Source organism: Marinobacter sp. H13, from assembly GCF_059072335.1.
The window spans coordinates 1085128-1106062 of record NZ_JCACRU010000001.1 but is presented as its reverse complement, the minus strand read 5'-3'; the positions used below and the strand labels follow the sequence as shown (position 1 = coordinate 1106062).

At 56.7% G+C, this 20935-nt stretch carries 24 protein-coding genes; 13 read left to right on the top strand and 11 right to left on the bottom strand.

From position 1 onward, the window contains the following. Positions 1-31 precede the first annotated feature (31 nt). The 4 genes from AC5JQH_RS05305 (at position 32) to AC5JQH_RS05290 (ending at position 1864) form a co-directional block, all read left to right on the top strand. On the top strand, positions 32-211 hold the full coding sequence (locus tag AC5JQH_RS05305; RefSeq protein ID WP_493805970.1) for a DUF1294 domain-containing protein: 180 nt from the start codon (positions 32-34) through the stop codon (positions 209-211). 97 nt (positions 212-308) lie between these two features. Further along, positions 309-749: a DUF4174 domain-containing protein gene (locus AC5JQH_RS05300; protein WP_273069023.1), complete on the top strand. Its 441-nt coding sequence runs from the start codon at positions 309-311 to the stop codon at positions 747-749. 167 nt (positions 750-916) lie between these two features. After that, complete coding sequence (locus AC5JQH_RS05295) at positions 917-1462, top strand: ferric reductase-like transmembrane domain-containing protein (RefSeq protein ID WP_008172509.1); 546 nt, start codon at positions 917-919, stop codon at positions 1460-1462. Positions 1463-1468: 6 nt separating this feature from the next. After that, entirely contained in the window at positions 1469-1864 is a 396-nt protein-coding gene (locus tag AC5JQH_RS05290) for a ferredoxin reductase domain-containing protein (protein WP_008172508.1), read from the top strand. 157 nt (positions 1865-2021) lie between these two features. Here AC5JQH_RS05290 and gtfA read toward each other — a convergent pair whose 3' ends face one another. Then, on the bottom strand, positions 2022-3464 hold the full coding sequence (gene gtfA, locus AC5JQH_RS05285; RefSeq protein ID WP_008172506.1) for a sucrose phosphorylase: 1443 nt from the start codon (positions 3462-3464) through the stop codon (positions 2022-2024). A gap of 17 nt (positions 3465-3481) precedes the next feature. Next, positions 3482-5755 (bottom strand): glucosylglycerol-phosphate synthase, encoded by a 2274-nt coding sequence (gene ggpS / locus AC5JQH_RS05280; protein ID WP_008172505.1) that lies wholly within the window; start codon positions 5753-5755, stop codon positions 3482-3484. 224 nt (positions 5756-5979) lie between these two features. Here ggpS and AC5JQH_RS05275 point away from each other — a divergent pair, with 224 nt between their 5' ends. After that, positions 5980-6912: an MFS transporter gene (locus AC5JQH_RS05275; protein ID WP_493805356.1), complete on the top strand. Its 933-nt coding sequence runs from the start codon at positions 5980-5982 to the stop codon at positions 6910-6912. Positions 6913-6984: 72 nt separating this feature from the next. On the opposite strand, the gene AC5JQH_RS05270 is transcribed toward AC5JQH_RS05275, so the two are convergent. Continuing rightward, complete coding sequence (locus AC5JQH_RS05270; RefSeq protein ID WP_493805969.1) at positions 6985-7419, bottom strand: DUF3010 family protein; 435 nt, start codon at positions 7417-7419, stop codon at positions 6985-6987. Between the two features lie 28 nt (positions 7420-7447). After that, the gene (locus AC5JQH_RS05265; RefSeq protein ID WP_014578104.1) at positions 7448-7792 is read right to left on the bottom strand and encodes a PBPRA1643 family SWIM/SEC-C metal-binding motif protein; all 345 of its coding nucleotides are present in this window, start codon (positions 7790-7792) and stop codon (positions 7448-7450) included. Positions 7793-8052: 260 nt separating this feature from the next. On the opposite strand from AC5JQH_RS05265, the gene AC5JQH_RS05260 reads away from it, so the two are divergent. Next, positions 8053-8346, top strand: coding sequence for a hypothetical protein (locus tag AC5JQH_RS05260; RefSeq protein ID WP_008172497.1), 294 nt, complete (start codon positions 8053-8055; stop codon positions 8344-8346). Between the two features lie 178 nt (positions 8347-8524). Next, positions 8525-9157: a DUF1294 domain-containing protein gene (locus tag AC5JQH_RS05255; RefSeq protein WP_008172495.1), complete on the top strand. Its 633-nt coding sequence runs from the start codon at positions 8525-8527 to the stop codon at positions 9155-9157. Positions 9158-9333: 176 nt separating this feature from the next. Here AC5JQH_RS05255 and AC5JQH_RS05250 read toward each other — a convergent pair whose 3' ends face one another. The 3 genes from AC5JQH_RS05250 to AC5JQH_RS05240 all read right to left on the bottom strand — a co-directional run bounded on the left by AC5JQH_RS05250 (position 9334) and on the right by AC5JQH_RS05240 (position 10777). Beyond that, entirely contained in the window at positions 9334-10014 is a 681-nt protein-coding gene (locus tag AC5JQH_RS05250; RefSeq protein ID WP_273156213.1) for a flagellar basal body-associated FliL family protein, read from the bottom strand. A gap of 30 nt (positions 10015-10044) precedes the next feature. Beyond that, a complete protein-coding gene (locus tag AC5JQH_RS05245) occupies positions 10045-10212 on the bottom strand; it encodes a hypothetical protein (protein WP_273017554.1) in 168 nt (55 codons plus the stop codon). Between the two features lie 121 nt (positions 10213-10333). Further along, on the bottom strand, positions 10334-10777 hold the full coding sequence (locus tag AC5JQH_RS05240) for a YHS domain-containing (seleno)protein (RefSeq protein WP_273156211.1): 444 nt from the start codon (positions 10775-10777) through the stop codon (positions 10334-10336). A 196-nt stretch (positions 10778-10973) separates the two neighbouring features. Between AC5JQH_RS05240 and AC5JQH_RS05235 the strand changes: the two genes are divergently transcribed. Further along, the gene (locus AC5JQH_RS05235) at positions 10974-13115 is read left to right on the top strand and encodes a sensor histidine kinase (protein WP_493805355.1); all 2142 of its coding nucleotides are present in this window, start codon (positions 10974-10976) and stop codon (positions 13113-13115) included. Positions 13116-13194: 79 nt separating this feature from the next. Here the strand turns inward: AC5JQH_RS05235 and AC5JQH_RS05230 are convergent, their stop codons facing one another. Further along, positions 13195-13638 (bottom strand): response regulator, encoded by a 444-nt coding sequence (locus AC5JQH_RS05230; RefSeq protein WP_288367385.1) that lies wholly within the window; start codon positions 13636-13638, stop codon positions 13195-13197. A 172-nt stretch (positions 13639-13810) separates the two neighbouring features. On the opposite strand from AC5JQH_RS05230, the gene AC5JQH_RS05225 reads away from it, so the two are divergent. Next, positions 13811-14611 carry a DUF7453 family protein gene (locus tag AC5JQH_RS05225; RefSeq protein ID WP_474546040.1) on the top strand — a complete coding sequence of 267 codons (801 nt, stop codon included), beginning with the start codon at positions 13811-13813 and terminating at the stop codon, positions 14609-14611. Positions 14612-14620: 9 nt separating this feature from the next. Beyond that, positions 14621-15910, top strand: coding sequence for a hypothetical protein (locus AC5JQH_RS05220; RefSeq protein ID WP_493805354.1), 1290 nt, complete (start codon positions 14621-14623; stop codon positions 15908-15910). 150 nt (positions 15911-16060) lie between these two features. Here the strand turns inward: AC5JQH_RS05220 and AC5JQH_RS05215 are convergent, their stop codons facing one another. The 3 genes from AC5JQH_RS05215 to AC5JQH_RS05205 all read right to left on the bottom strand — a co-directional run bounded on the left by AC5JQH_RS05215 (position 16061) and on the right by AC5JQH_RS05205 (position 17772). Then, positions 16061-16267 carry a cold-shock protein gene (locus AC5JQH_RS05215; protein ID WP_008172483.1) on the bottom strand — a complete coding sequence of 69 codons (207 nt, stop codon included), beginning with the start codon at positions 16265-16267 and terminating at the stop codon, positions 16061-16063. Positions 16268-16548: 281 nt separating this feature from the next. After that, a complete protein-coding gene (yfiB, locus tag AC5JQH_RS05210) occupies positions 16549-17358 on the bottom strand; it encodes an outer membrane lipoprotein YfiB (RefSeq protein ID WP_491713360.1) in 810 nt (269 codons plus the stop codon). A gap of 27 nt (positions 17359-17385) precedes the next feature. Continuing rightward, positions 17386-17772 (bottom strand): DUF4398 domain-containing protein, encoded by a 387-nt coding sequence (locus AC5JQH_RS05205; protein WP_008172479.1) that lies wholly within the window; start codon positions 17770-17772, stop codon positions 17386-17388. Between the two features lie 228 nt (positions 17773-18000). Here AC5JQH_RS05205 and radD point away from each other — a divergent pair, with 228 nt between their 5' ends. From radD to AC5JQH_RS05190, 3 genes are all read left to right on the top strand, one after another. Continuing rightward, on the top strand, positions 18001-19758 hold the full coding sequence (gene radD / locus AC5JQH_RS05200; RefSeq protein ID WP_493805353.1) for a DNA repair helicase RadD: 1758 nt from the start codon (positions 18001-18003) through the stop codon (positions 19756-19758). Between the two features lie 89 nt (positions 19759-19847). Continuing rightward, positions 19848-20330, top strand: coding sequence for an FKBP-type peptidyl-prolyl cis-trans isomerase (locus AC5JQH_RS05195; protein WP_273017548.1), 483 nt, complete (start codon positions 19848-19850; stop codon positions 20328-20330). Positions 20331-20346: 16 nt separating this feature from the next. Continuing rightward, positions 20347-20802, top strand: coding sequence for a metallophosphoesterase family protein (locus AC5JQH_RS05190; protein WP_273156200.1), 456 nt, complete (start codon positions 20347-20349; stop codon positions 20800-20802). Positions 20803-20935: the final 133 nt, after the last annotated feature.

Genomic DNA, 20935 nt, shown 5'->3' with positions numbered 1-20935 from the left:
ATAAAATCCAGTCGAAGCATTCGAAGCCCAAATTGGGTACAAAAATACCCGATTTGGGTGTTTTGATAAGCGGTCAGCAAAGCGGGGCGGTCAGCGCATCGCGGAAAACACGCTGCACCTGTTCGAGCTGTGTTGTCACTGGCCCGGCGCACTGGTCGCCCAGCAGTTGGGCTTTGATTTGTCGAAGTCTTTGCAGCCGCTTATCTGGTAATCGCCACTGGTTTCACGATCCACTCAGGCAGTTCGCCTGATCAACTGAGCACAAACTCTCGTAGCTCTACAGGGAGAACGATAACGGGAGCAAGCAAATGAGCTTCAACTTAGCCGTCAACAAAAATCGCACCATTCTGACGTTGATGCTTTTACTCATCACACTGACTACTCAAGGGGCCGGCATGAACAGCCTGAGCGACTATCAGTGGAAAAACCGACTGATTCTGGTGCAAGCCACAGATGAGAATGCCGGCGAGATTGACACGCTCAGGAGTGCCCGGGCCGAAGTAGATGACCGTGATATCGTCTGGTTTGTAAACACCGGCGCAGACCTGGTTTCAAATCAGGATGGGGTTTCGAGCAGTCTAGAGAGCGAGATCAAGGCTCTGCTTGACCAGTTCCGTTCGGATGAGAGGGTTCTGTTGATCGGCAAGGACGGCGGTATGAAAAGCCGAGAGCCCAGTCTCGATCTCGACGCTATTTTCCGCCGTATCGACCGCATGCCAATGCGCATGCGAGAGATGCGCTCTGATTGAAGCACCAGGCTCTATCTCCGTGTTCAAGGGCTATACTGGAAGGGCCTTACGTCGACTGAGATTGACATTCCACTCCATGCCACGTGACCCCATCGGGGTGAGGGTTTCTGGCAGGCTTTGAAGTTGGGTAGATTGAATGACCAAAGGAAGGGAAGCAAACTAGCCAGATGAAACCGCTTTTTCTGATCGTTGCTTACCTTGCCGCTGTCACCCTGCCGTTGCTCCTGTCCGCATGGGTGGGAGGTCCACCACGCCAGTTCCACCAGGAACTGGCCTCCGGCTTTGGCATTCTTGCCTTCTCGATGATCCTCGTGGAGTTCATCCTGTCCGGGCGTTTCCGGGCCATTTCAAATGACGTGGGCATGGATGTGACCATGCGGTTTCACCAGGTCATGGCTCGCACGGCGCTCGCTTTTGCTCTGCTGCACCCGTTTCTTTACCAGGGAACGCCGACAGGAGGGCAGCGCCCATGGGCCCCCACGCGCCAGTTGACGCTCACGACTGATTTCTCCGATCTGGCGACAGGCATTGTTGCCTGGCTGCTGCTTACCGGCCTTGTTGTCATGGCCATCGGGCGCACCCAGCTGGGCTACCGATACGAGACATGGCGCCTGTTACACGGGATTGGCGCGCTGCTGATCGCGGTACTTCTGTTGCACCATACCGTGTATGCCGGGCGTTACGGATCGCAGCCGGTGATGACCTGGGTGTAGTTGGCCATGACGGGTGTGGCGATTGGGTCGCTGCTGATGGTGTACCTGGTGGTTCCCTGGCTGCAGAAGGCTCGCCCCTGGCGCGTGACGTCCGTGGTCCGGTTGACGCCAAAGCAATGGGAAGTGACCGTGACCCCCAACGGTCACCGTGGTCTGGATTACCGGGCCGGGCAATTCGCCTGGCTGAATGTGGGGCAAAGCCCTTTCTCGATGAAGGAACACCCTTTCTCCATTTCCATTGATGGCGAGCTGATGGATCGCGTCTTTTCAGAGCTGGAGTTCCGTGACTGGGTGTTTGTGATGTGCGGCCCGGCGGTCATGATGGATGTTGTTGAGGATCATCTTATCCAGCGGGGCACACCCGCTCACCGGATTCTCTCGGAGCGGTTCAGCTATGACTAATCCAATCCAGCGGCTGACTCAGCGGCGGCGGCTTTCTTTGGTTATCTGGGGACTGAATATAACCCTGGTCCTGATCCTGCTGGTTTTTGTGTTGCGCTGATGCGAAGGCAGGCCAGGGGTATGATCAGGTGAGCCCGATGCGCATCCAGCGCCTCGGTCAGCACTCCAGGTGTCGGGTTTCCCCCGTTTCCACATCGGTATAAGTGACCTTCACGGTTTTGAAGTTCAGGTCTACAAACAGGTGGCAGTAATAGTCGCCATGGCGCCAGGCCATGGCCACGCTTGAGTTGTTGGAATAGTTCAGTTCGAAGTGCCCATCAAAGGCCGGGTAGTTGCTGCGGAATTTCATCAGGTTCAGCAGTCTTTGCACCACCGGTTTCTGGATGTCCTGCTCCACCTCTTCCAGGCTGTAGTAATGCCGATTGATGTCTCGCAACTCGCCACTTTGTTCCATCAGTTCGTGATCGTTACAGCCGGCCAGCAGCCCCACGTAGTAAACCTGTGGGATGCCCGGGGTGAAAAACTGGATGGCCCGGGCGGCGATATAGGCGTCGTCGTTTTGCATCAGCGCGTCATAAAAGGTGCAGGTGAGCTGATAGATGGCACCCACGCTGTGAATGTTGGCCGCTGAGCGCCGCATGATGGGGTCCGCGCTGCGGGCGTCGATGTTGTCGATCAGTACTTTGATTTTCTCATCCGGCAAAACGCCTTCCACATCGGGAATGCAGATGCCGTCATGGGTATCCAGCACGGTGACCATGTTGCGCGGGCACATGCGCAGCCAGTTCTTCAGATACACACTGTTGGCGTCCAGCAGTGAATACAGCAGCAGCGGCGGCAGGGCAAAGCCGTAGGGGTGCATGTTGCGCCGGCTGATGGCGTATTGGTAGCTGGTGTGGTCGTGTACTTCCGGCAGGCATTCCGCCCCGTGTTTCAAGGCAACCTGGTTGACCCAGTCGAGGATCTGATACACCTCCGGTTCCACCAGAAAGCAGCTGGTGCCGATCCGTTTGGTGGTGTATCCGAAGGCGTCCAGCCGCAGCAGATTAACCCCTTTTGATGTCAGAAATCCGATGTAGCTTTCCATCAGCTGATAGGCCAGGTCGGATTCGTAATTCAGGTCGATCTGCTGCTCGGTGAAGGTACACCATACTCGGGTTTTGGTGCCGTCGGACAAGGTCACTTCCCGGAAGGGTTCTTTCTCCTTGCGGATGTGAATCTTCGCCATGTCGTCCGGTGAGATCTCGCCGAATTTGTCCACGTGCACAAACAGATCGGCGTATTCCGAGTCGAAGCCGTTGGCAATGAAGTCGGTGAACTCCGGCGATTCGTCCGAGATATGATTAACCGTCAGATCCACGCACAGATCGTACTTTGCCGTAAAGGCTTCGATGTCGTCCCAGGTGCCCACCTTCGGGTCCACTTCCTTGTGGGTCAGCGGCGAGAAGCCGCCATCGGCGTTGGAGGGAAAAAACGGCAGGATGTGCAGCCCGCCGATGGCCTCGGACAGATGCGTGTCCACCACGGTGTAAAGGTCTTTCAGATTGTTGCCGATCCGGTCCGGGTAACAGATCAGCTGCACCGCATTTTTGAGCAACATGGTGTGGTTTCCTCCGTTCAGGCGGCGCAATGACCAATGGGCAGAATTTTCTTCAGTTTGGTGGCGCGGCGCTGTTCGGCGGTGTCGATGAATTCCCGCCCCCAGTAATCGATGTCGTAACGGCTGACCACTTCAAAGGCCTCGCTGAGCCGATTCTGTGCTTCGCTGCGGCTCATGGCCAGGGCGTAGTAGCAGGTGTCGGCAAGGTCCTGGGGGTGGTGGGGATTGGCCAGGATGGCACCGCGCAGTTCGGCGGCGGCGCCGGCGAATTCCGAGAGCACCAGCCTGCCACTGCCCTGGGTCAGGCCCTGGGTGGCAATGTATTCCTTGGCCACCAGGTTCAGGCCGTCCCGCAGCGGGGTAATCCACATCACGTCCGCCATGGTGTAGTAAGAAACCAGTTCCTCGAACGGCAGGGCGCGGAAGAAGAATTGCACGGGCGTCCAGCCCACCTGCGCGAACTGGCCGTTGATGCGACCGACCGTCTGCTCGATCTGCGAAAGCAGTTCCTCGTAGATGGTCATCCCTGCGGCCGCCGGCACGCAGACCATCATCAGGGTGACTTTGGTTTTCAGCTCCGGGTGCTCGTTGAGCATGCGTTCGTAGGCATCCAGTTTTTCGATGATGCCTTTGGTGAAGTCCAGGCGCTCGACCGAGAGAATCAACCGAACGTCCATCAGTTCTTCACGCAAGATTTCCATTCGTTCTTTTACGCTCTGGTCCGCCAGGGCATTGCGCACCCGGTTCAGATCCAGCCCCACCGGGTGGGCGCCGAGCCCGATCTTGCGATCATTCACCTTGATTTCGGTGCTCATCTCATCAAGGCCGACGGCGCAGCCATAGGTCAGGAACCGGGGCGCACAGCCGGCTTTCTGAGTGACTTCCAGGGGGGTGACACCGCGAGCCACATCCACAAAGTTTTCGGCCTGCCTGGGGATGTGAAAGCCGATGTGATCGCACTGCAACAGGCTGCCAACGATTTCACGGCGCCATGGCAGCACGTTGAACACGTCCGCCGAGGGGAAATAGGTGTGGTGGAAAAAGGCAATTGTCAGGTCCGGGCGAATCTCGCGCAGATAAGCCGGCACCATCCAGAGGTTATAGTCGTGAATCCACACCACCGCGTTCTCTGCGGCTTCCTCGGCCGCGCGCTCCGCAAACTGCTTGTTGACCTTGAGGAACACCTGCCAGTGATCATCGTGGAAGGTGGCCCGTTCCCAGAAGGTGTGCAGGGTGGGCCAGAAGGCTTCCTTGGAGAACCGCTTGTAGAAAATCTCGACGTCGTCTTTGCTTAGGGGCACGCGCGCGGCCACAAGTTTTTCGTAGCGGTCGGTATCCACTTCGGTGTGGGTCTGGAACGGGCCCAGGTCCGGGTCGTCAATGGACCAGGCCACCCAGGAGCCGGCTTTGCCGTCGGCAAAGAAGCTCAGCAGCGTGGGGATGATGCCATTGGGGGATTTGGGGCGACGGCGGATCAGTTCGCCGTTTTCCACTACTTCTTCGTAGGGCAGGCGGTGGTACACGATCACCAGGTCGGATTTGCCCCGGTTCATGTAGTCCGGCGCTTCCGCTTCAATGCCCAGATGGCCGAGATACCCGAAGTGTTCGAACGCCTCAAGGATACCGCCGCAGCCGGTTGCCCCGGCGTGAAGAACCCTTGCCTTGTGCATGGTAGCGTCCAGCAGGTCGGGCTCAGATTCGCCCACGCACACGCCTTTGAAGCCGTGCTCGTACATCGACAGGTCATTCAGGGTGTCGCCGGCCACCAGCACGGATTCCGGGTCGACGTTCAGGTGTTTCACCAGTCGTGACAGGGTACGCCCCTTGTTCACGCCCCGGGGCAGGATGTCCAGGTACTTGTGGTTGGAGAAGAGCGCATTGCAGGACAGCGCCTCGATGCGGGCGACCATCTCGTCAGTGACCACATCGCCGTCGCAGAAATAGGACACCCGGCGTTCCTGGGGGACTTCCTGTCGCTGCAGGCCGTCAAAGGGGAGCAGGGCGTCTTCGATCATCTGTTCGCCCGGCCAGAGCTCGTCGATCTCGCCTTGCAGCGGTTGGATGGCCTGCTGGGTCTCGCCGTGAACCACGGTGCAGCCGACGTCACAGATGATGTAGTCCGGCTGCGGAATGGTGGGGTCGGACAGCAGCGGCAGCACGGATTCCAGGCCGCGACCGGTCACGAATACCAGGTCTATTTCGGGGTGGGCGGCAACCAGTCGGTAGAGCTTGAGGCGGTTATCGGGATCACCCGCGAGAAAAGTACCATCGAGATCGGTGGCCAGTAACATAGTCTGCTCCTATCGAAACTTTTGCTCAGATAAGGAATGCGTTGCAGCTTTCATACCGGAATCGGATTTAACAGCGTCACCTATGGCGCAGCGATTGCAGGCCAGTAAGCAGTGGCACGGCGATCAGGGCGATACAAAAACTGAACAACACACCCCAAGTGCTTGCTGTCTGAGGCAAACAAGCCCTTTCATTTCAGGGCAGGGAGGTGTGTATCTGGACTTTAATGCGCCCTATTGGTGCAATTCTCGCGAGTGTCGCGCTATTACAGCTCGGCAGTGGCTTGTTGAATACGCTGCTGGCGGTCACGGCCAATGAGCAGGGTTTTTCCACGGCGCGGATCGGCGTCATCATGTCTGGTTTTTTCGTGGGGTTCGCCTGCGGCATCTTTATCAGTGGCCGTTTGATCCGCCGCATGGGCCATATCCGTACCTTTGCCTTCTGCGCGGCGGTGTGCGCGTCCATCGCGCTGCTGCACTCCCTGTGGGTTGATCCCTGGGCATGGATGGCGCTTCGCTTTCTTTACGGATTGTCCCTGGTCACCCTGATGACGGTGACGGAGAGCTGGCTAAACGCCCGCGCTGAGAAGCACGAGCGCGGGCGGGTCTTCGCCATGTATATGGTGGTCAACCTTGGGGGAATTGCCCTTGCTCAGCAACTGCTCAGGCTGAGCCCGGGCGAGCTGTTGGTGCTGTTTTCGGTGTCGGCCATCCTCAGTTGCTGGGCGCTGCTGCCCATTACCATCAGCAGTCGCAGCCAACCCCACATTCCCGAGCGGGCGAAGAGCAGTCTGAAGAAAATCATCGGCTTTGCGCCGCTGGCCGTTGCTACCTCGGCGCTCTCCGGCCTGGCCATGGGCGCTTTCTGGGCGATGGCGCCTTTGTGCGCGAGCAAGCTCGGATTCGGGTTGTCGGAGGTGGGGCTGTTGATGAGCCTCACCATTGTGGGCGCTGCCCTGGCGCCTCTGCTCGTGGGTTTGATTATGAATCTGGTGGGCCCGCAGGGCATGCCTGTTTACATGGCGGTTGTTCTGGGTTTGCTCGCCACCTATGCGATCTATCAGGTTCGCCATGTCTCCGTGCTCACCGCGGGCGAGCAGGCGCATTTTGAGCCGATGGCGCAGTCGTCCCATGAGATTGTTGAAATGATTGAGCGGTAGACAGATATCGCACCGGCTCACCGCTCCAAGGACGATGAGTGGCCCGCGTTCGAGCTTCCGATAGCCGGGAAGTCATTGGCTCTTTAGCTGCCCTACATACGCGGAAACGAAGGCCGCTTCCTGGAAGGCCTTTAACCCCGTATCTGCAAACGCAATGGGCAGCGGGTTGGCTGCCAGGGTGGACTTGATGAGGGCGGAGGGCAGCAGGGTCACCCGCAATTCGATATCGGTGATCAGTTGAATGGCCGCTTCCATTTTGAAGCTGACAGCACCACCGGCAAATTTGCCTTTGGGCATCCGCTCTTTGATTGCGACGTGAGTCACGCCGTACTCGGCCATTAAGGCGGCAAAGGCCGCCTGGAACTGCTTCAGGTCTTCACGGCTATGGTTTTTTGGCAGTGACAGTTTGCGCACCTTGCATTCCGGCAAGTTGAACTGCCCCCGGTCCATATTCAGGAAACACACCACTGCATCACTGCCGGTAAGCTCAACACCGCAAACAATCATAGCCATTTCCCCCGGTGCCCGCCGGTTATCAGCCGCAGCACTTCTTGAATTTGAGCCCGCTACCGCAGTTGCAGATATCGTTACGTGAAGGCGATTTTACCGTCGTAACCGTCCCGCCTTTGGTCAGGATAGCAGTGAGCTCGGTAATGGACTCAACGGCGCCCTCGCGGGTATCCACCGAAATGTTCGCGTACAGCTTAGCCCTGGCCACCTGCGCTTCGACTTCCTGCTTGCGCGCGTCACTGGTCACCACCAGCGTAAGCGGGTATTTCTTGCTGCCACTCTTCTGGCTGGCGTTGGTCTGAAAGCCGCCGTAAGTGGTGTGGTGCTGGCGTGCGTCCTGCCGGCCTTTGAAGAAAAATTTGTCTGACATGCTGAGATCCTGATGGGGAGAATGCCCGGGCTATTGCCGGGAGGAGTCTTTTAGCATGCTTATGGAGACGGCGATATAGGGAGATACAAAATCCGCCCGCTCCCCCGTGACGGTTTTGTGACCTTTCCTTGATTGACTTTTTACCCAGCCGTGACGGCCGCGTAAGCGTTCCTGCTTAGTCTGCATTCTGATGCTGCTGGTCTTCAGGTATGGGGGCGGCAGTGTCGAATAGACACTATTTCCAATAAGGAGAATGCACAATGAAAAGCCTGACAGCGACGCTTTTGGCCCTCGGTACCACCCTGGCCCTGATGGCCCCGGCCCATGCGGACGACATGGACAAGGGCAACAAGGGAATGGACGACACCATGATGCAGGACGACATGAAAGAAGACGGCATGGCCAAAGACTCCATGAAGTCCGACACCATGGACACCATGCATGACGGGATGAAGACCGAAAGCATGATGGATGAGGACATGAAAAAAGAGGGTATGGAAAAAGACGCCATGAAAAAGGATGGAATGTCCGAAGGGGATAAAACATCCATGTAATGGCCGGAAATTTTCCTGGTTGTAGTGGCAAGCTTAGCGTTGGTGAGCTTGCTATGAACTGAGGGGGTAACCGGAGTAAAATCTCGTGAAGTATCACGGAAAGTCCGCTCTGGAGTCTGTTCCAGTGCTGCGGGCTTTTTGTGTCAGGCACAAAACTAACTATTCAGGGAAGAAATAAGTGAATCAAAAGGGGTTTCTCACCTCATGGAACGATGCCAAGGGCTTCGGTTTTATCACGCCGGAAAACGGGGGCGAGCGTCTGTTTGCTCACATCAGCGCCTACAAGGGGCAGGGCAGGCCCTCGGCCAGCCGTAAGGTCGTTTACTCGCAGACCAAAGACGAGAAAGGGCGGTTAAGAGCGGCCAGTTTCCAGTACGCCGGCGTCGCACGGCACCGCGCAGCGGTCGCGCCCGGAGTATGGGTTGCGCTGTTGATTGCTGCTGCAGTCGGTGGGGCGGTGTCGACGTTGTATCTTTTGGGCTATGTGCCGGTTCTGTTGCCGGTGGCTTATGGGGTGATGAGCCTGGTTACCTTTTTGATGTACGCGATCGACAAAGGAGCCGCCGAGAGTGGTAACCGGCGCGTGCCGGAGGGACGGCTACACCTTTTTGAGCTTCTATGTGGCTGGCCGGGTGCGCTGGTGGGCCAGCAATTCTTTCGTCATAAAACCCGCAAAACCTCGTTTCAGGTGGTCTTCTGGGTTTATGTGATTCTCAATCTTGCGGTGCTCGGCTGGCTGTTGTTCTGGCCGGATGCCGAGTTTGCGCGGCAGGCGCTGGAGATTAAACCGGTCATGCTCATCAGGATGTAGTTATGCAGAAGGTCTGTTCAGAAGAGGCTTTGGCGGGCAGCGATTCGCGGAATTCGCCAGGGTGTTTTCTATTGGCGATATACGTTGTGCGCTGGAGCGGCCCTATGAGCTTATGACGCAGAATTGAATCAGGGCATACGATCTGCTTCTGAGTTGGCCACGAAACACGTCAGAGGCTACTCTTTGAGCCGAACGAGCAACCGCCCATCCTGGACCTGGATATAGTCCACGCCGGCTGCAAAGGATTGCCAGAACCCCGGGCTGGCACCGAACTCGTTGACCAGATCCACGTTTTTGAGGTTGCCCAGCCAGGCGTTGGGGATGGGAACGCCCATCAGGCTCACTCCCTTTAACTTAACCAGCGGGCGACCGTTGGCAAAGGAGAGTTCAACTCCTGCATTTACCCGCACCGTTCTGCCGCCGAGTACAGGGAAACCCTTTTCAAAAGGTACGAGAAGCACCGCGCTCAGAAGATCGTCCGAGAGATCGACGGCGAGTCGTTGAGCCAGATCGGTGTTGTTGGCGAGCATGCCGTTGAGTTCCCGCTCGCTGAAGCGTACCTCCCGGCTGGCACCTTCCTCACTGTAGGGCTCTGGCTTTAACGGGCCGGCAGATCCACCACCTTGGGTGTCAATCCCCAGGGTGTTCAATTTGCTGTTGAGTGAATTCTGTTCACTGGCATTCAGGGTTACGGGTTCGAAGTTGTCTGGGAACACATAGTGGCTTAACCACCAGTAACCAATGCCTGCTGTGGCAACGATGGTGAGCAGGACAATGCCAAAGACGTGTAAGCCACTGAAGCCCTTCTTTGCGGGTGGTGGCGCGGATGTTGATTTATCGTCGGTTGTTTCACTCATTGCCGATGGCACCGCTTTGACGCGGTGGTTTCAGTTCCCTTTTTTGAATTTCGCTTTGCAGTTCCCGCTCATGCACATGGTGCAGTAATGCTCACGGTCCTCGAGCTTGGTGCCCTCTGTGATCTTGATGCCACAGCCGTTGCAGAGCAGAACGGCAACGTCGCCTTCAAATTTCACAATAGCGTGTTCGTATTCCATAAGACACTCCGGTCCTGATTTAAAATGCCTCATGAGTAGTACGGTATTCGCAGCGGGGCAGACCGCTGGCGGGCTGCTACCACCGGCGTGTTTGAGATTAAACCGCGATAAACTCTTTTCGTCATTCCAGAACCTTTGGCCAGTTTGCGTCTGCCTGTCGAATGAAGCCCTCTGTGTCCTTCAGCCATCGATCCTGAACTGACTCATTGTAGTTGAGATACAGCCGGCCATCGCGGATGGCCCAGTGTTGAGGGTCACCTTTGGCGAGGTAGCCTTGGGCGACCGCCCAGGCGCAGTAGCCGCCGTAGGCAGGCAAGTAGCGTTCAGGATTGGCTTCGAAGCGCGTCAGGTTCTCCGCACTCGCGAATCGCCAGGTTACGCCCAGGTGCTCTGTGGTGTATTCGCGCGAGCCTTTGGCTGGTTTTCCCGTTTCGAAGTAGCTGACTGTGTCGTAGCCGCCCGCCCCGGTATTGCTCAGCAGGCCGGTGTAGACGGCAGGCTCAGAGGCCCAGGCGCTGGCGGTCAAGAAGAATACGAGGGTGATGAAGGTCAGTTGTCTGTTCATATCGATTTCCCCGAAGGATTTCAGGCATTTTGGAATTCTGCGCCGTGCTATCCGGTTTTAGAACCGGAATCATCAGTTTTGTTTCACTGGATCGACGTTAACGTGGGAAAACAGTCCCCCTCATTCAGGGTGTCGCAAATCCTCCCTTGGGTGGCTAATCTGAAAAGCAATCTATAGGGATTGTGGAGGATTTCAGATGGCACCCAGGCAGCGGTTTCTGCTGATTGCCGTCGTGGCCCTGGCGGCCATTGCCATCTCAGCGCAGGTCGCGCTGTCGTCGCCCTGGCTGGGGCTCGAGCTTTCGCCCCATGATGGGCCGGAAGGGCTCCGGGTCGATCGGGTGCACCCGGATTCACCGAACGCCGGGGTTATTCGGGTGGGCAGCATAATTGTGGGGCTGCAAGCGGCGGATGGTCGGCAAATCCCGCTGCATGGCAATCTGGTGATGGAAGAACCAGACCTGCTAAGCCACACCGATCTTAATCTGTTTATGAAGCGCCAGACCGAGTTGGATCAGGCGCTGCGCTCAGGCGGGGCACGGTTTGTTCTCGCATCCGGTGACCAGGTGCCGGCTGTGGCCATCGATACGCCGTGGCATCAGCTCTCGGGCGGCTTTTCGATTCACACCTTTTACGGGCTGATTGCTTTGATGGTGGCGGTTGGCATCTGGGCCTTCCGCCCGAAAAGCGCAGCGACCCGGCTTTACGCGCTTTCCGGCGTAGCAACCATGGTGAACACCCTGACTCTTGCCATCTACGGCGATCGGGAGTTTGTGCTGAGTGGCGATGTGTTTGCGGTGGTTTCTGCGGTTAACCACCTAGCCACGCTCATGGTGAACGCTTCCCTGGTCTCCCTGTTTTGGGTGTATCCGCGCCCGCTTGCCCGTTTTCCCGTTCCGGCACTGATGATTTGCATCGCACTGATCATGTGGGTTCTGAGCGAACTCCAGGTGGGCGAAAGCGCCCAGGTGACGGTCTACCTGCCTATTGTCGTCGGTTATGTGCTTGGCTTGTGCTTTGCGGGTGCCCAATGGGTGGCCTCGAAAGGTCGCCCCCTCGAACGCGCTGCCCTGAAATGGTGTGTATTGGCAATTTTCCTGGGCAGTGTTTTGCTGATGGGGCTGGTGATCATACCGCCAGTCTTCGGCCACCCCCCGCTCGTGCCGCTGCTGGTGGGGTTCGGCGCCTACCTGATTCTGTACCTCGGCATCGCGGCGGGGCTGGTGCGCTATCGCCTGTTTGATATTGAGCGGTGGTGGTTCAAGACCTGGCTCTGGTTTGCCGGGGGGCTGATGGTGCTGGTGTTGGATGCGATCCTGATCATGGGTGTTGGTTTGACCAGCACCTATGCGCTGACTCTTTCGCTTGCCATTGCGGGCTGGCTTTACTTTCCATTGCGGCAATGGCTTTGGGATCGATTCGGGCAGCGTTCCAGCATTTCTCTGAACGAGGCTCTCAGGGAGCTGGTGGATAAGCTTTTTTCTGCCTCTACGGAAGCGGAAGTTCGCAGGGCCTGGCCGGATCTGCTGCGCATGACGTTTCAGCCACTCAGTCTGGAGATGCCCGATGCGCCGGATAAAAAGGCCGCGGTGGCAGTATCGGCAGACGGTGTGTTGATGGAGCTGCCTGCGCTACCGGGTGATACCCGGCGGGCGAGCCTGGAATTTGCCAGCAATGGGGCCCGGCTGTTTACCAAGGAGGATATGCGGGTGGCGAACCTGCTGTATGACCTTACTGGAAAGGCGTTGCAGGCGCTGCAGGCCCGTGATGCGGGGGCGAAGAAGGAGCGCAGCAGAATCATGCGGGATCTTCATGACGATCTGGGTGCCCGGTTGCTGAGCCTCGTGTACGCCACGGACACAGGAACGGTGCGCGAGGTGGCCCGATCGGCCCTGAGGGACCTGCATGGGCTGGTAGATACCACTGCAGGGACGCCAGCCAGTCTGTTGGAGGTGGCCAACGGCTGTGAGGGTGAAATACGCCAGCGGCTGACGGACTCGGGTATCGAACTGGATTGGCAGGCAGATCCCATGAGTCTGTCTGACCAGGAGCTTTCGGCCCGGGCTGCTGCCAATATCGCGCGCATTCTCAGGGAAGCAATTTCCAATATCATCAAACACGCAAATGCTGATCGGGTAGAGGTAACGTGGAGTCGTGATAGCGACCATCTTTTCGTGCGGGTTTCCGACAACGGCAAAGGCGAGACCCTGGATGGCCAGGGTGACGGGCACGGCCTCAGAACCATGCAGGTTCGTGCCGAGGACCTGGGCGGTCGTGTTGATTGCCGGGTGTTGGCGGAAGGCGGCTTTGTTGTGGAGCTGACGCTGCCGGCAGCCTAGCTGTCGATCATACCCATGCGCATGGCTTCCCGGGTGGCCTCCGCCCGGGAGGACACCTCCAGCTTGCGATACACGGTTTTCACGTATCCGGCGGTGCAAAGGTTGCCAGGACCCGCCTGGCCACCGACGGCGACAGTGGCGGCTCATCGTCAATAATACCCGCCAACCGGCGAGCCAGCTCGGATTGGGATTGCTGTTTCAGCAGGTATCCCCTGGCGCCCGCCCGTAGTGCCGGGAACACATGGCGGTCGTCGTCGTGGATGGTTATCACGATGCAGAGGCACTCGGGCACCGCCTCGCGCAGATCGCGGATAAAGTCGATGCCATTACCGTCTGGCAGGCTGAGATCAATCAGAGCAATGTCCGGCTCAAGATCCGCCTGTTGAAGGTGAGACAGTTTATCCCTTGCCTCAGTGAGCCGGTTGGCAACGGTCACCGAAATCTCCGGAAAAACTTCCTTGAGCACGTCGCGCAGCCAATCCTGAGCGCCTGCGTGATCTTCCAGAATAAACCCCAACTTCATTTGATCGTCCTGATGCTCTTGGGTTGCTGCTCTTTCAACATAGCCCCCTCAAATGGGGGAGTCAAAGCCGGCCAAGGTCCCCTCAGGTGCGGTCTGCTGCCGCTGGTTTATGTCCGATAGCCTAGGTACGGACAGCGTAAAGCAGCGGCTTTACGAACAAGGAGGCAGTCGAATGAAAACATTGAATGTTATGTTACTCAGGGTGTTAACCGTTTTGGCCGTGTGCTTTGCCCTGGCGGGCTGCTTACGGAGCAGTGATTCAAATGATGATGACCTGGTTGAGGAAGATTCCAGCGAGGAGGTCGGTGGCGATGATGTCGCTGACAGCGGTGATACCGGGGACAGCAGCGGTGATGACGGGGGTGGTGGCACAGCCACTGGCGCACCGGCCGCGCCAGTGGTTACGCCCGCCTACGATGACTGGACGCTGACTTTTACCTGGCCGGCAGTAGCCGACGCAGACTTCTACCAGGTGTTTGAAGACCCGGACGGCGTGAGTGGCTTCACCCAGATAGGTTCGGACCTGACTACCAACGAATACACCAACAATATCAGCCTCACCGAACGCAACGGCGCCCGTTATGTCGTTGCCGCCTGCAACAGTGAGGGCTGTACCGATTCCAGTGAAGTGACGGTTGATGGCCTGGACAGCGGGATCACGCCCATCGTGGTAAGTGGCGATCCGGCGCCGGGCATTGGCAGTGGCGCCGTGTTCAGCGGTGAAGTTGGCACCCAGCTGAGGTTCGATGTTAATCAGTCTGGCGCCGTCGCAATTCTCGGTGCAACCGATCAAACGGACAGCAGCGGTAGCTTGAGAGACGGTATTTTCAGCTACAGTTCGGGCGCGGGCCTGAGCCTGATCCAGGCCGACGACGCCACGCTGCCCTCAAGCGATGCTACCTACAACGGTTTTTTCAACGTACTGATCGATAACACCGGTCAAATCATCTTCGGCGGTATCCTGAACCAGTAATCGGGCTCGGTGACGGATCAGGTCGATGGGCTTAACAATGAGGTGCTGTTACGCAGCAATGCCGGCACAACGTCTGTGATCGCCCGGGAAGGCGACCCTGCGAGGAATGGCAACGAGTTTCCGACACTGGATGCGGGAAATATCTACTTTACAGAGAATATCCAGGGAAATCGGTTATTCTCGTCCTTGAGTTCAGACGGCAATGGTGCGATTACCTTTAAGCCCGGGTCGAACACGGATGCCTTCAAAGTGGCAGACGATTCGTTTTATCCAGCGGGCAGCGCATTTTGGACGATCACAGGCTTAGGGCAGAAGGCCCAATCGTTAAAGGCCGGTGAAACGCTACTTCCTGGCAATCTCGAGCCTAAAAACTTTGGTTCCCTCGATTTCGACAGCAACCAGGCAGAGCAACTGGTGTTTGGGCTGTCGCTTCAAAACGCGGACGGGACTGCGCTGGCCGGCTCGGAGGATACCGGTATATACGTCCTTAATGCCGATGGCAGCTATCGGGAAGTCGTGCGGGAGGCTGGCGGCTCCGCGCGGGACTTTATTTATAATCTGAACTCGGCGAGACCTCTGCTGACCGATAACGGTGAAGTGTTCTACTACGCTCTTAGAGGGGTTTCCGGGCCGGCCAATCGGGGCATCTACACCGATTCGCTGGGTAACGGTGATTTTACCCGGATCAGCCGTAGCGAGCAGACGCTCCTGCTGGATGATGGCTCGCTCTTTGAGGTCACCGGTTTCATTGGCGGCGCGAACTCGTTCGATGTGGGCGCCGACGACTCCGTGGCCTTCCTGGTCAATTCCGGCACCCTGGATCAGGAAGACGCTTTGCTGGTCTGGACCAACGACGGAACCAGTGCCACCACGGAGGTGTTTTTCCAGGAAGGGGATCCCGTTCGAGGTTTGCCGGATGCCTCCAGTGTGGAGCTTGCTGTTAACTTGGGCTCGAACACAACCAGATTGGCGTTCAGCCGGCAATCCTGGGCGGCATTCCGGGCGAGCGATGAGGCGGACATCAATAACCGAAAGAGTCTGCTGCTTGCCTCCAGCCCTTCAGGTTATACCCGCGTGATCGCGAGGGAAGGGCAGCAGTTCGCGGTTGATGGCGTCAATTACGGTGTTGTGACCGAAATCCTGGATTTCAAAATGGCTGCGCCGGCCGAAATGATTTTGTCATTGCGATTTGATGAAGATGTTATATCCGGCCTGCTACCAGACGGCTCTTTTGTGGGGCCAGACGGCAAGAATGGGCTCTTCCGTGTTGTATTGTGCAGCCCTTCAGAGCCCTGTTAACAGGAACTCGGTAACTGCAACATTCATCGGCAAGGTAAACGGCATATCAAAAATAAACGGGTAGGGTGCCAGCAGCGATCTTGCCCGTCTTCTTTCAAACAAAAAAGGCAGCCCTGGGGCTGCCTTTTTTGTTTACGTATTGGCTGTTATTTACAGGCCAATAACGTTCTCTGCCTGCGGGCCTTTCTGGCCCTGAGTCACGGTGAACTCAACTTCCTGGCCTTCGGCCAGAGTTTTGAAACCGCCACCCTGAATATTGCTGTAATGAACAAAGACGTCTGCGCCGCCTTCACGAGTAATAAAACCAAAACCTTTTGCTTCGTTGAAGAACTTAACGTTGCCGGTAATTGTAGACATAGATAGTTATCCTGAAATTAATCAATAAGGTGCCGTCAAAGGATCGTTGTGATCATTGATCAGCGATATGCGGGAAATAAAAAAACGTGCAGGATCAAAAACAGGACAAAAGGTGTGGCAACACAAGAGGTCTTATTCGTGAAATGCTTTGCTAAATCTTTCCAACGAGAAAGACAGTACGCTAATTAAAAGGCCCTGCATAGCAAAGTTTTCAAATGTTGCGAAAAACCGGGACAGATTGGTTTGCTGGACAAAAATCTGTCCCGGTGCGCATTCGCGTTCTAACGTTCTTTTATATTGCCGTCCGCATCGGAAATCACTATCTCGACCCGCCTGTTCTGTTGGCGCCCTGCGGATGTTTCGTTCGTCGCAACCGGGTATTGTTCTCCGAATCCCTGCACTTCAATCCGGGCGCGATTAATACCTCTATCCATCAGGGCCTCTCTTACAGCCTCAGCCCGACGCTCTGACAGTTGTTGGTTGTAAGATTCTGCTCCGGTGCTGTCCGTGTATCCTTCCACGCGCACGCGACGGTTTTCATATTCAGCCATGAATTCAGCCAGGCGGCCTACTGTCGTTTCCCCGGCAGGTTTCAGTTCAGCACGATTCAGGTCGAACAGAACGTCACCCAGGGTAAGTACCATGCCACGGTCTGTCTGTTCGGCCTGCATAGCCTCCATTTGACGGCGCAATTCAGCGGCTTCCTGCTGGGCAGCCTGAGCCTCTGCAGAGCGAGCCTGCAACTCCAGTTCCTTGCGTCTTTCTTCGGCGGAGTTTATCTGTTGCTGCAGCTTGGCGCGTTCGGCCTGCTCCCGGGCAATCTCGGCATGGCGATTGGCCAGGTAGGCCGCATGCTCGATTTCCGCGGTGCTGGCACCCTCTTCCAGTAATCGTTCAGCGCGGGCCAGCTGATCCCTGGCGCTTCTCAGCTGGCGGTCGCCACTGCGGGCAACGTCTGGATCGGTTCGAATGTCCTCATAGGCCGCCTTTGCTTCATCAACCATCTGATTGTCCTTGGGCGTACTGGCACATCCGGCCAGGAAGACGGAAAAGCCGACAACCATGCTCAAAATCATGTATCGATTGTTCATATCAATCTCCTGTTTAAGCTGGCGCCCTTACTGGCTTCCATTCATGCGTTGGCGAAGAGACTCGATGTTCCTGTTGATCTCTTCCACAGCCTGTCTGGCTTTTGCAGTTTCGGCACGCGCGCCGGCCAGCTGAGCATCGACGGATGCCTGTTCCAAAAGGTGCAGTGCTCTCTGATAATTCTCTTCGCTCATTTCATCGTCGATGAGCTCTTCGGCATCGGCAAGCTTGTTCTGGGCCTGATTCAGCAGCACTGGCTCAAAGTTTCTTGCGTCGGATGACACCGCTTGTTGAACGGAAGATTCGGCGGCTCGCATTTGAGAGGTGGGGGGCTCGACGGAGCCTGCGCAACCGGTGATGGCGACGGCTATGCCGGCAATCCCGACGGCGCCCAATATCGACATATAATTGCTCATGCAATATCTCCTTATACTGGAAAACGGAGGCCTGACTGATTCCTTTAATCCAGTCAGGTTGCTGATCTGTGGTAATGGACCTGGAGGAGAACTCAGGGTATCTGTCAGCTCAAACGCCTCTACTTCCTCAATTCAAAGATAGCAGTCAGTGGTGTTGTGCACATGAGCATTTATCAATGAACATTAAGAGCCGAAACACACTGTCTGAGAACGAGTAAGCCCTCCAAAATGAACGCTCCTTTCAAACTCCGGCCTTATCAGCAGGAAGCGGTTGATGCCACGCTGGCTCATTTTCGAAAAACCGATGAGTCCGCCGTTATCGTGCTGCCAACCGGTGCTGGGAAAAGCCTGGTTATTGCCGAGTTGGCGCGTCTCGCGAAGCGAAAGATCCTGGTGGTAACCCACGTAAAGGAGCTGGTGGAGCAGAATCACGCAAAGTATCAGAGTTATGGATTAACCGGCGGGGTTTTCTCTGCCGGGCTGAAGCGGAAGGAAAGTCACCACCAGGTGACCTTTGCCAGTGTGCAGTCGGTATCGGCGAACCTGGATCAGTTTCGGGACGAATACTCGCTGGTCATTATCGATGAATGCCATCGGGTCAGCGGGGAAGAAACCAGTCAGTATCAGCGCATCATAGAGCTCTTGCGGCAACAGAACGATTCTCTGAAAGTGCTCGGGCTGACTGCGACGCCTTACCGTCTGGCCATGGGCTGGATCTATCGCTATCACTATCGGGGCTTTGTTCGGGGCGAGGATGACAAGCCCTTTCAGTACTGCATTTACGAGCTACCGCTGAATTACATGATCAATCGAGGGTATCTCACCCGGCCGGAGCTGGTGAACGCGGCAGTGGCGCAATACGATTTCTCTGCGCTGCCCCAGGACCGCTTTGGCGAATACGCCGAGAGGGACGTTAACCAGCTGCTGAGCAAACACAAGCGCGTGACCCGGGCGATCATTGAGCAGGTTGTGGAGTTGGCTGCCGAGCGTCAGGGCGTGATGATCTTTGCGGCCACCGTGGAGCATGCGCGGGAGGTCGCCGGGTACCTGCCAGAACACGAAACTGCCCTGATAACGGGCGCCACCGATCTGAAGGATCGGGACTTGCTGATTCAGCGCTTCAAGCAGCGGCAGTTGAAATATCTGGTGAACGTGTCTGTGCTTACCACGGGCTTTGATGCGCCCCATGTGGACTTCATCGCCATTCTTCGGCCCACCCAGTCGGTGAGTCTCTATCAGCAAATAGTAGGCCGCGGACTTCGTCTGGATGAGGGTAAACAGGATTGCCTGGTGATCGATTACGCCGGCAACCATGTGAATCTGCATCATCCGGAAGTGGGGGAGCCAAAGCCGAACCCCGACAGTGAACCGGTGCAGGTGTTCTGCCCGGGATGTGGGTTTGCCAACATTTTCTGGGGCAAGACTGACGGTGAAGGCCTGGTGATTGAGCATTACGGGCGTCGTTGTCAGGGACTGCTCGAGCCTGCTGACGGGGTTCAGGATGAACGCCCGCAGCAGTGCGATTACCGTTTCCGCTTCAAGGAGTGCCCGCATTGCGGAGCCGAGAATGATATTGCGGCCCGCAACTGTTACCAGTGCCACAAAGCCATCATCGACCCGGATGATCAGCTGAGAGATGCGCTGAAACTCAAGGATGCCATGGTCATCCGCTGCGCCGGGATATCGCTGGTTGCCGATGGCAGCAAGTTGAAGATCACCTATCACGGGGAAGATGGGGAAGAACTTGGCGAGTCGTTTGATTTCAGCAAGCCGGGCCAACGCGCTGTTTTTAATAAACTGTTCGGGCGTCGTTTTGCCAATAGCCAGGCCCCGAAAGCGTTCAGATCAGCGGATGAGGTGCTTGAGCTGGAGGCCTTATTGCCGGCACCGGATTTCGTGATTGCCCGCAAGCAAAAACACTATTGGCAGGTGCAGGAACGGGTTTTTGATTATCAGGGGCAGTTTCGGAAGGCGAATGAAGTTTAGGCCCGGTTTTCCTGTCCTGCTTTTACTTGCCTGCAGTCAGCTCCGCTGCTCGTTATAATGGCGTATCTAAAATCATCGAAGAGAACCCTATGCCAATTGAAAAGAACCAGGTCGTCCTGTTCCACTACAGCGTTCGTGATGAGCAAGACAACGTTGTTGAAGACTCCCACGGCGGCGAGCCGAACGCCTACCTGCATGGCCATGGCGGCATCATCAAGGGCCTGGAAGAAGCCCTGGAAGGTCGCGATGCCGGCGATACCTTCAGTGTGACTGTCACTCCCGATAAAGCCTATGGGCCCCGCAAGCCCGATGCCATCCAGCGGGTGCCGATCAAGCATCTGATGGGGGCCAAACGATGGAAGGCGGGCATGGTTGCTCAGGTACAGACCGAGCATGGGCCTCGCCACGTGGTTGTTGCCAAGGTAGGCCACAAATTCGCTGACGTTGACACCAACCATCCGATGGCCGGCAGAACCCTGACTTTCGATATTGAAGTGATCGACGTGCGCGCCGCCACTCCAGAAGAACTGTCCCACGGCCACGCGCATGGCCCCGGCGGGCACCACCACTAAGCATCTGGGGGCAGGCATGCAGATCGGCGTGATTGCAGATACGCATAGCAAAATGCGTCCAGAAGCCCTGGAAGCCTTGAAGGGCTCGGAGGTCATCCTGCATGCCGGCGATGTCGGGCGGGACGACGTTCTGGACGCGCTCGAGGCGATCGCGCCGGTCATTGCCATCCGCGGTAATATCGATAAATCCGGCCGTGCAGCTGAGCTTCCCGATACTCGAGATCTGGAGTTTCTCGGCCAGGCCGTTTACATGCTCCACGATGTCAAAACCCTCGACTTCGATCCGCAAGGCCGCTACCGCGTGGTGATTGCTGGCCACTCCCACAAACCCCGTAACGAGTGGATTGGCGATGTGTTGTACTTCAATCCTGGTGGCGCAGGCCCGAGGCGCTTTACTTTGCCGATTACGGTGGGGCGGCTTGTAGTGAATGAAAACGGTGTGACTGGTGAGATTATTGAACTGCGTACCTGATCGAAAATGGCGTTACACTAAATCTACCGGTGTTGGCGGCACCGTTCTTTCGCCGAACCATTTTGGGTTTCGAGACTAACTTTCAATTTTTATCGGGTAAGGCGCAGTGATTAAAAGGTTAAGGAAAGCCGTT

What these genes read in the sequence shown, in the direction of transcription:
- AC5JQH_RS05295 (WP_008172509.1), top strand. Translation starts at nt 917, where the DNA reads ATGAAACCGCTTTTTCTGATCGTTGCTTACCTTGCCGCTGTCACCCTG.
- AC5JQH_RS05245 (WP_273017554.1), bottom strand. Translation starts at nt 10,212, where the DNA reads ATGGAATACGAACACGCTATTGTGAAATTTGAAGGCGACGTTGCCGTT.
- AC5JQH_RS05215 (WP_008172483.1), bottom strand. Translation starts at nt 16,267, where the DNA reads ATGTCTACAATTACCGGCAACGTTAAGTTCTTCAACGAAGCAAAAGGT.
- ggpS (WP_008172505.1), bottom strand. Translation starts at nt 5,755, where the DNA reads ATGTTACTGGCCACCGATCTCGATGGTACTTTTCTCGCGGGTGATCCC.
- AC5JQH_RS05250 (WP_273156213.1), bottom strand. Translation starts at nt 10,014, where the DNA reads ATGAGTGAAACAACCGACGATAAATCAACATCCGCGCCACCACCCGCA.
- AC5JQH_RS05190 (WP_273156200.1), top strand. Translation starts at nt 20,347, where the DNA reads ATGCAGATCGGCGTGATTGCAGATACGCATAGCAAAATGCGTCCAGAA.
- AC5JQH_RS05205 (WP_008172479.1), bottom strand. Translation starts at nt 17,772, where the DNA reads ATGAGCAATTATATGTCGATATTGGGCGCCGTCGGGATTGCCGGCATA.
- AC5JQH_RS05225 (WP_474546040.1), top strand. Translation starts at nt 13,811, where the DNA reads ATGAAAACATTGAATGTTATGTTACTCAGGGTGTTAACCGTTTTGGCC.
- radD (WP_493805353.1), top strand. Translation starts at nt 18,001, where the DNA reads ATGAACGCTCCTTTCAAACTCCGGCCTTATCAGCAGGAAGCGGTTGAT.
- AC5JQH_RS05240 (WP_273156211.1), bottom strand. Translation starts at nt 10,777, where the DNA reads ATGAACAGACAACTGACCTTCATCACCCTCGTATTCTTCTTGACCGCC.
- AC5JQH_RS05270 (WP_493805969.1), bottom strand. Translation starts at nt 7,419, where the DNA reads ATGATTGTTTGCGGTGTTGAGCTTACCGGCAGTGATGCAGTGGTGTGT.
- AC5JQH_RS05300 (WP_273069023.1), top strand. Translation starts at nt 309, where the DNA reads ATGAGCTTCAACTTAGCCGTCAACAAAAATCGCACCATTCTGACGTTG.
- AC5JQH_RS05260 (WP_008172497.1), top strand. Translation starts at nt 8,053, where the DNA reads ATGAAAAGCCTGACAGCGACGCTTTTGGCCCTCGGTACCACCCTGGCC.
- AC5JQH_RS05290 (WP_008172508.1), top strand. Translation starts at nt 1,469, where the DNA reads ATGACGGGTGTGGCGATTGGGTCGCTGCTGATGGTGTACCTGGTGGTT.
- AC5JQH_RS05275 (WP_493805356.1), top strand. Translation starts at nt 5,980, where the DNA reads ATGCGCCCTATTGGTGCAATTCTCGCGAGTGTCGCGCTATTACAGCTC.
- AC5JQH_RS05195 (WP_273017548.1), top strand. Translation starts at nt 19,848, where the DNA reads ATGCCAATTGAAAAGAACCAGGTCGTCCTGTTCCACTACAGCGTTCGT.
- gtfA (WP_008172506.1), bottom strand. Translation starts at nt 3,464, where the DNA reads ATGTTGCTCAAAAATGCGGTGCAGCTGATCTGTTACCCGGACCGGATC.
- AC5JQH_RS05230 (WP_288367385.1), bottom strand. Translation starts at nt 13,638, where the DNA reads ATGAAGTTGGGGTTTATTCTGGAAGATCACGCAGGCGCTCAGGATTGG.
- yfiB (WP_491713360.1), bottom strand. Translation starts at nt 17,358, where the DNA reads ATGAACAATCGATACATGATTTTGAGCATGGTTGTCGGCTTTTCCGTC.
- AC5JQH_RS05265 (WP_014578104.1), bottom strand. Translation starts at nt 7,792, where the DNA reads ATGTCAGACAAATTTTTCTTCAAAGGCCGGCAGGACGCACGCCAGCAC.
- AC5JQH_RS05235 (WP_493805355.1), top strand. Translation starts at nt 10,974, where the DNA reads ATGGCACCCAGGCAGCGGTTTCTGCTGATTGCCGTCGTGGCCCTGGCG.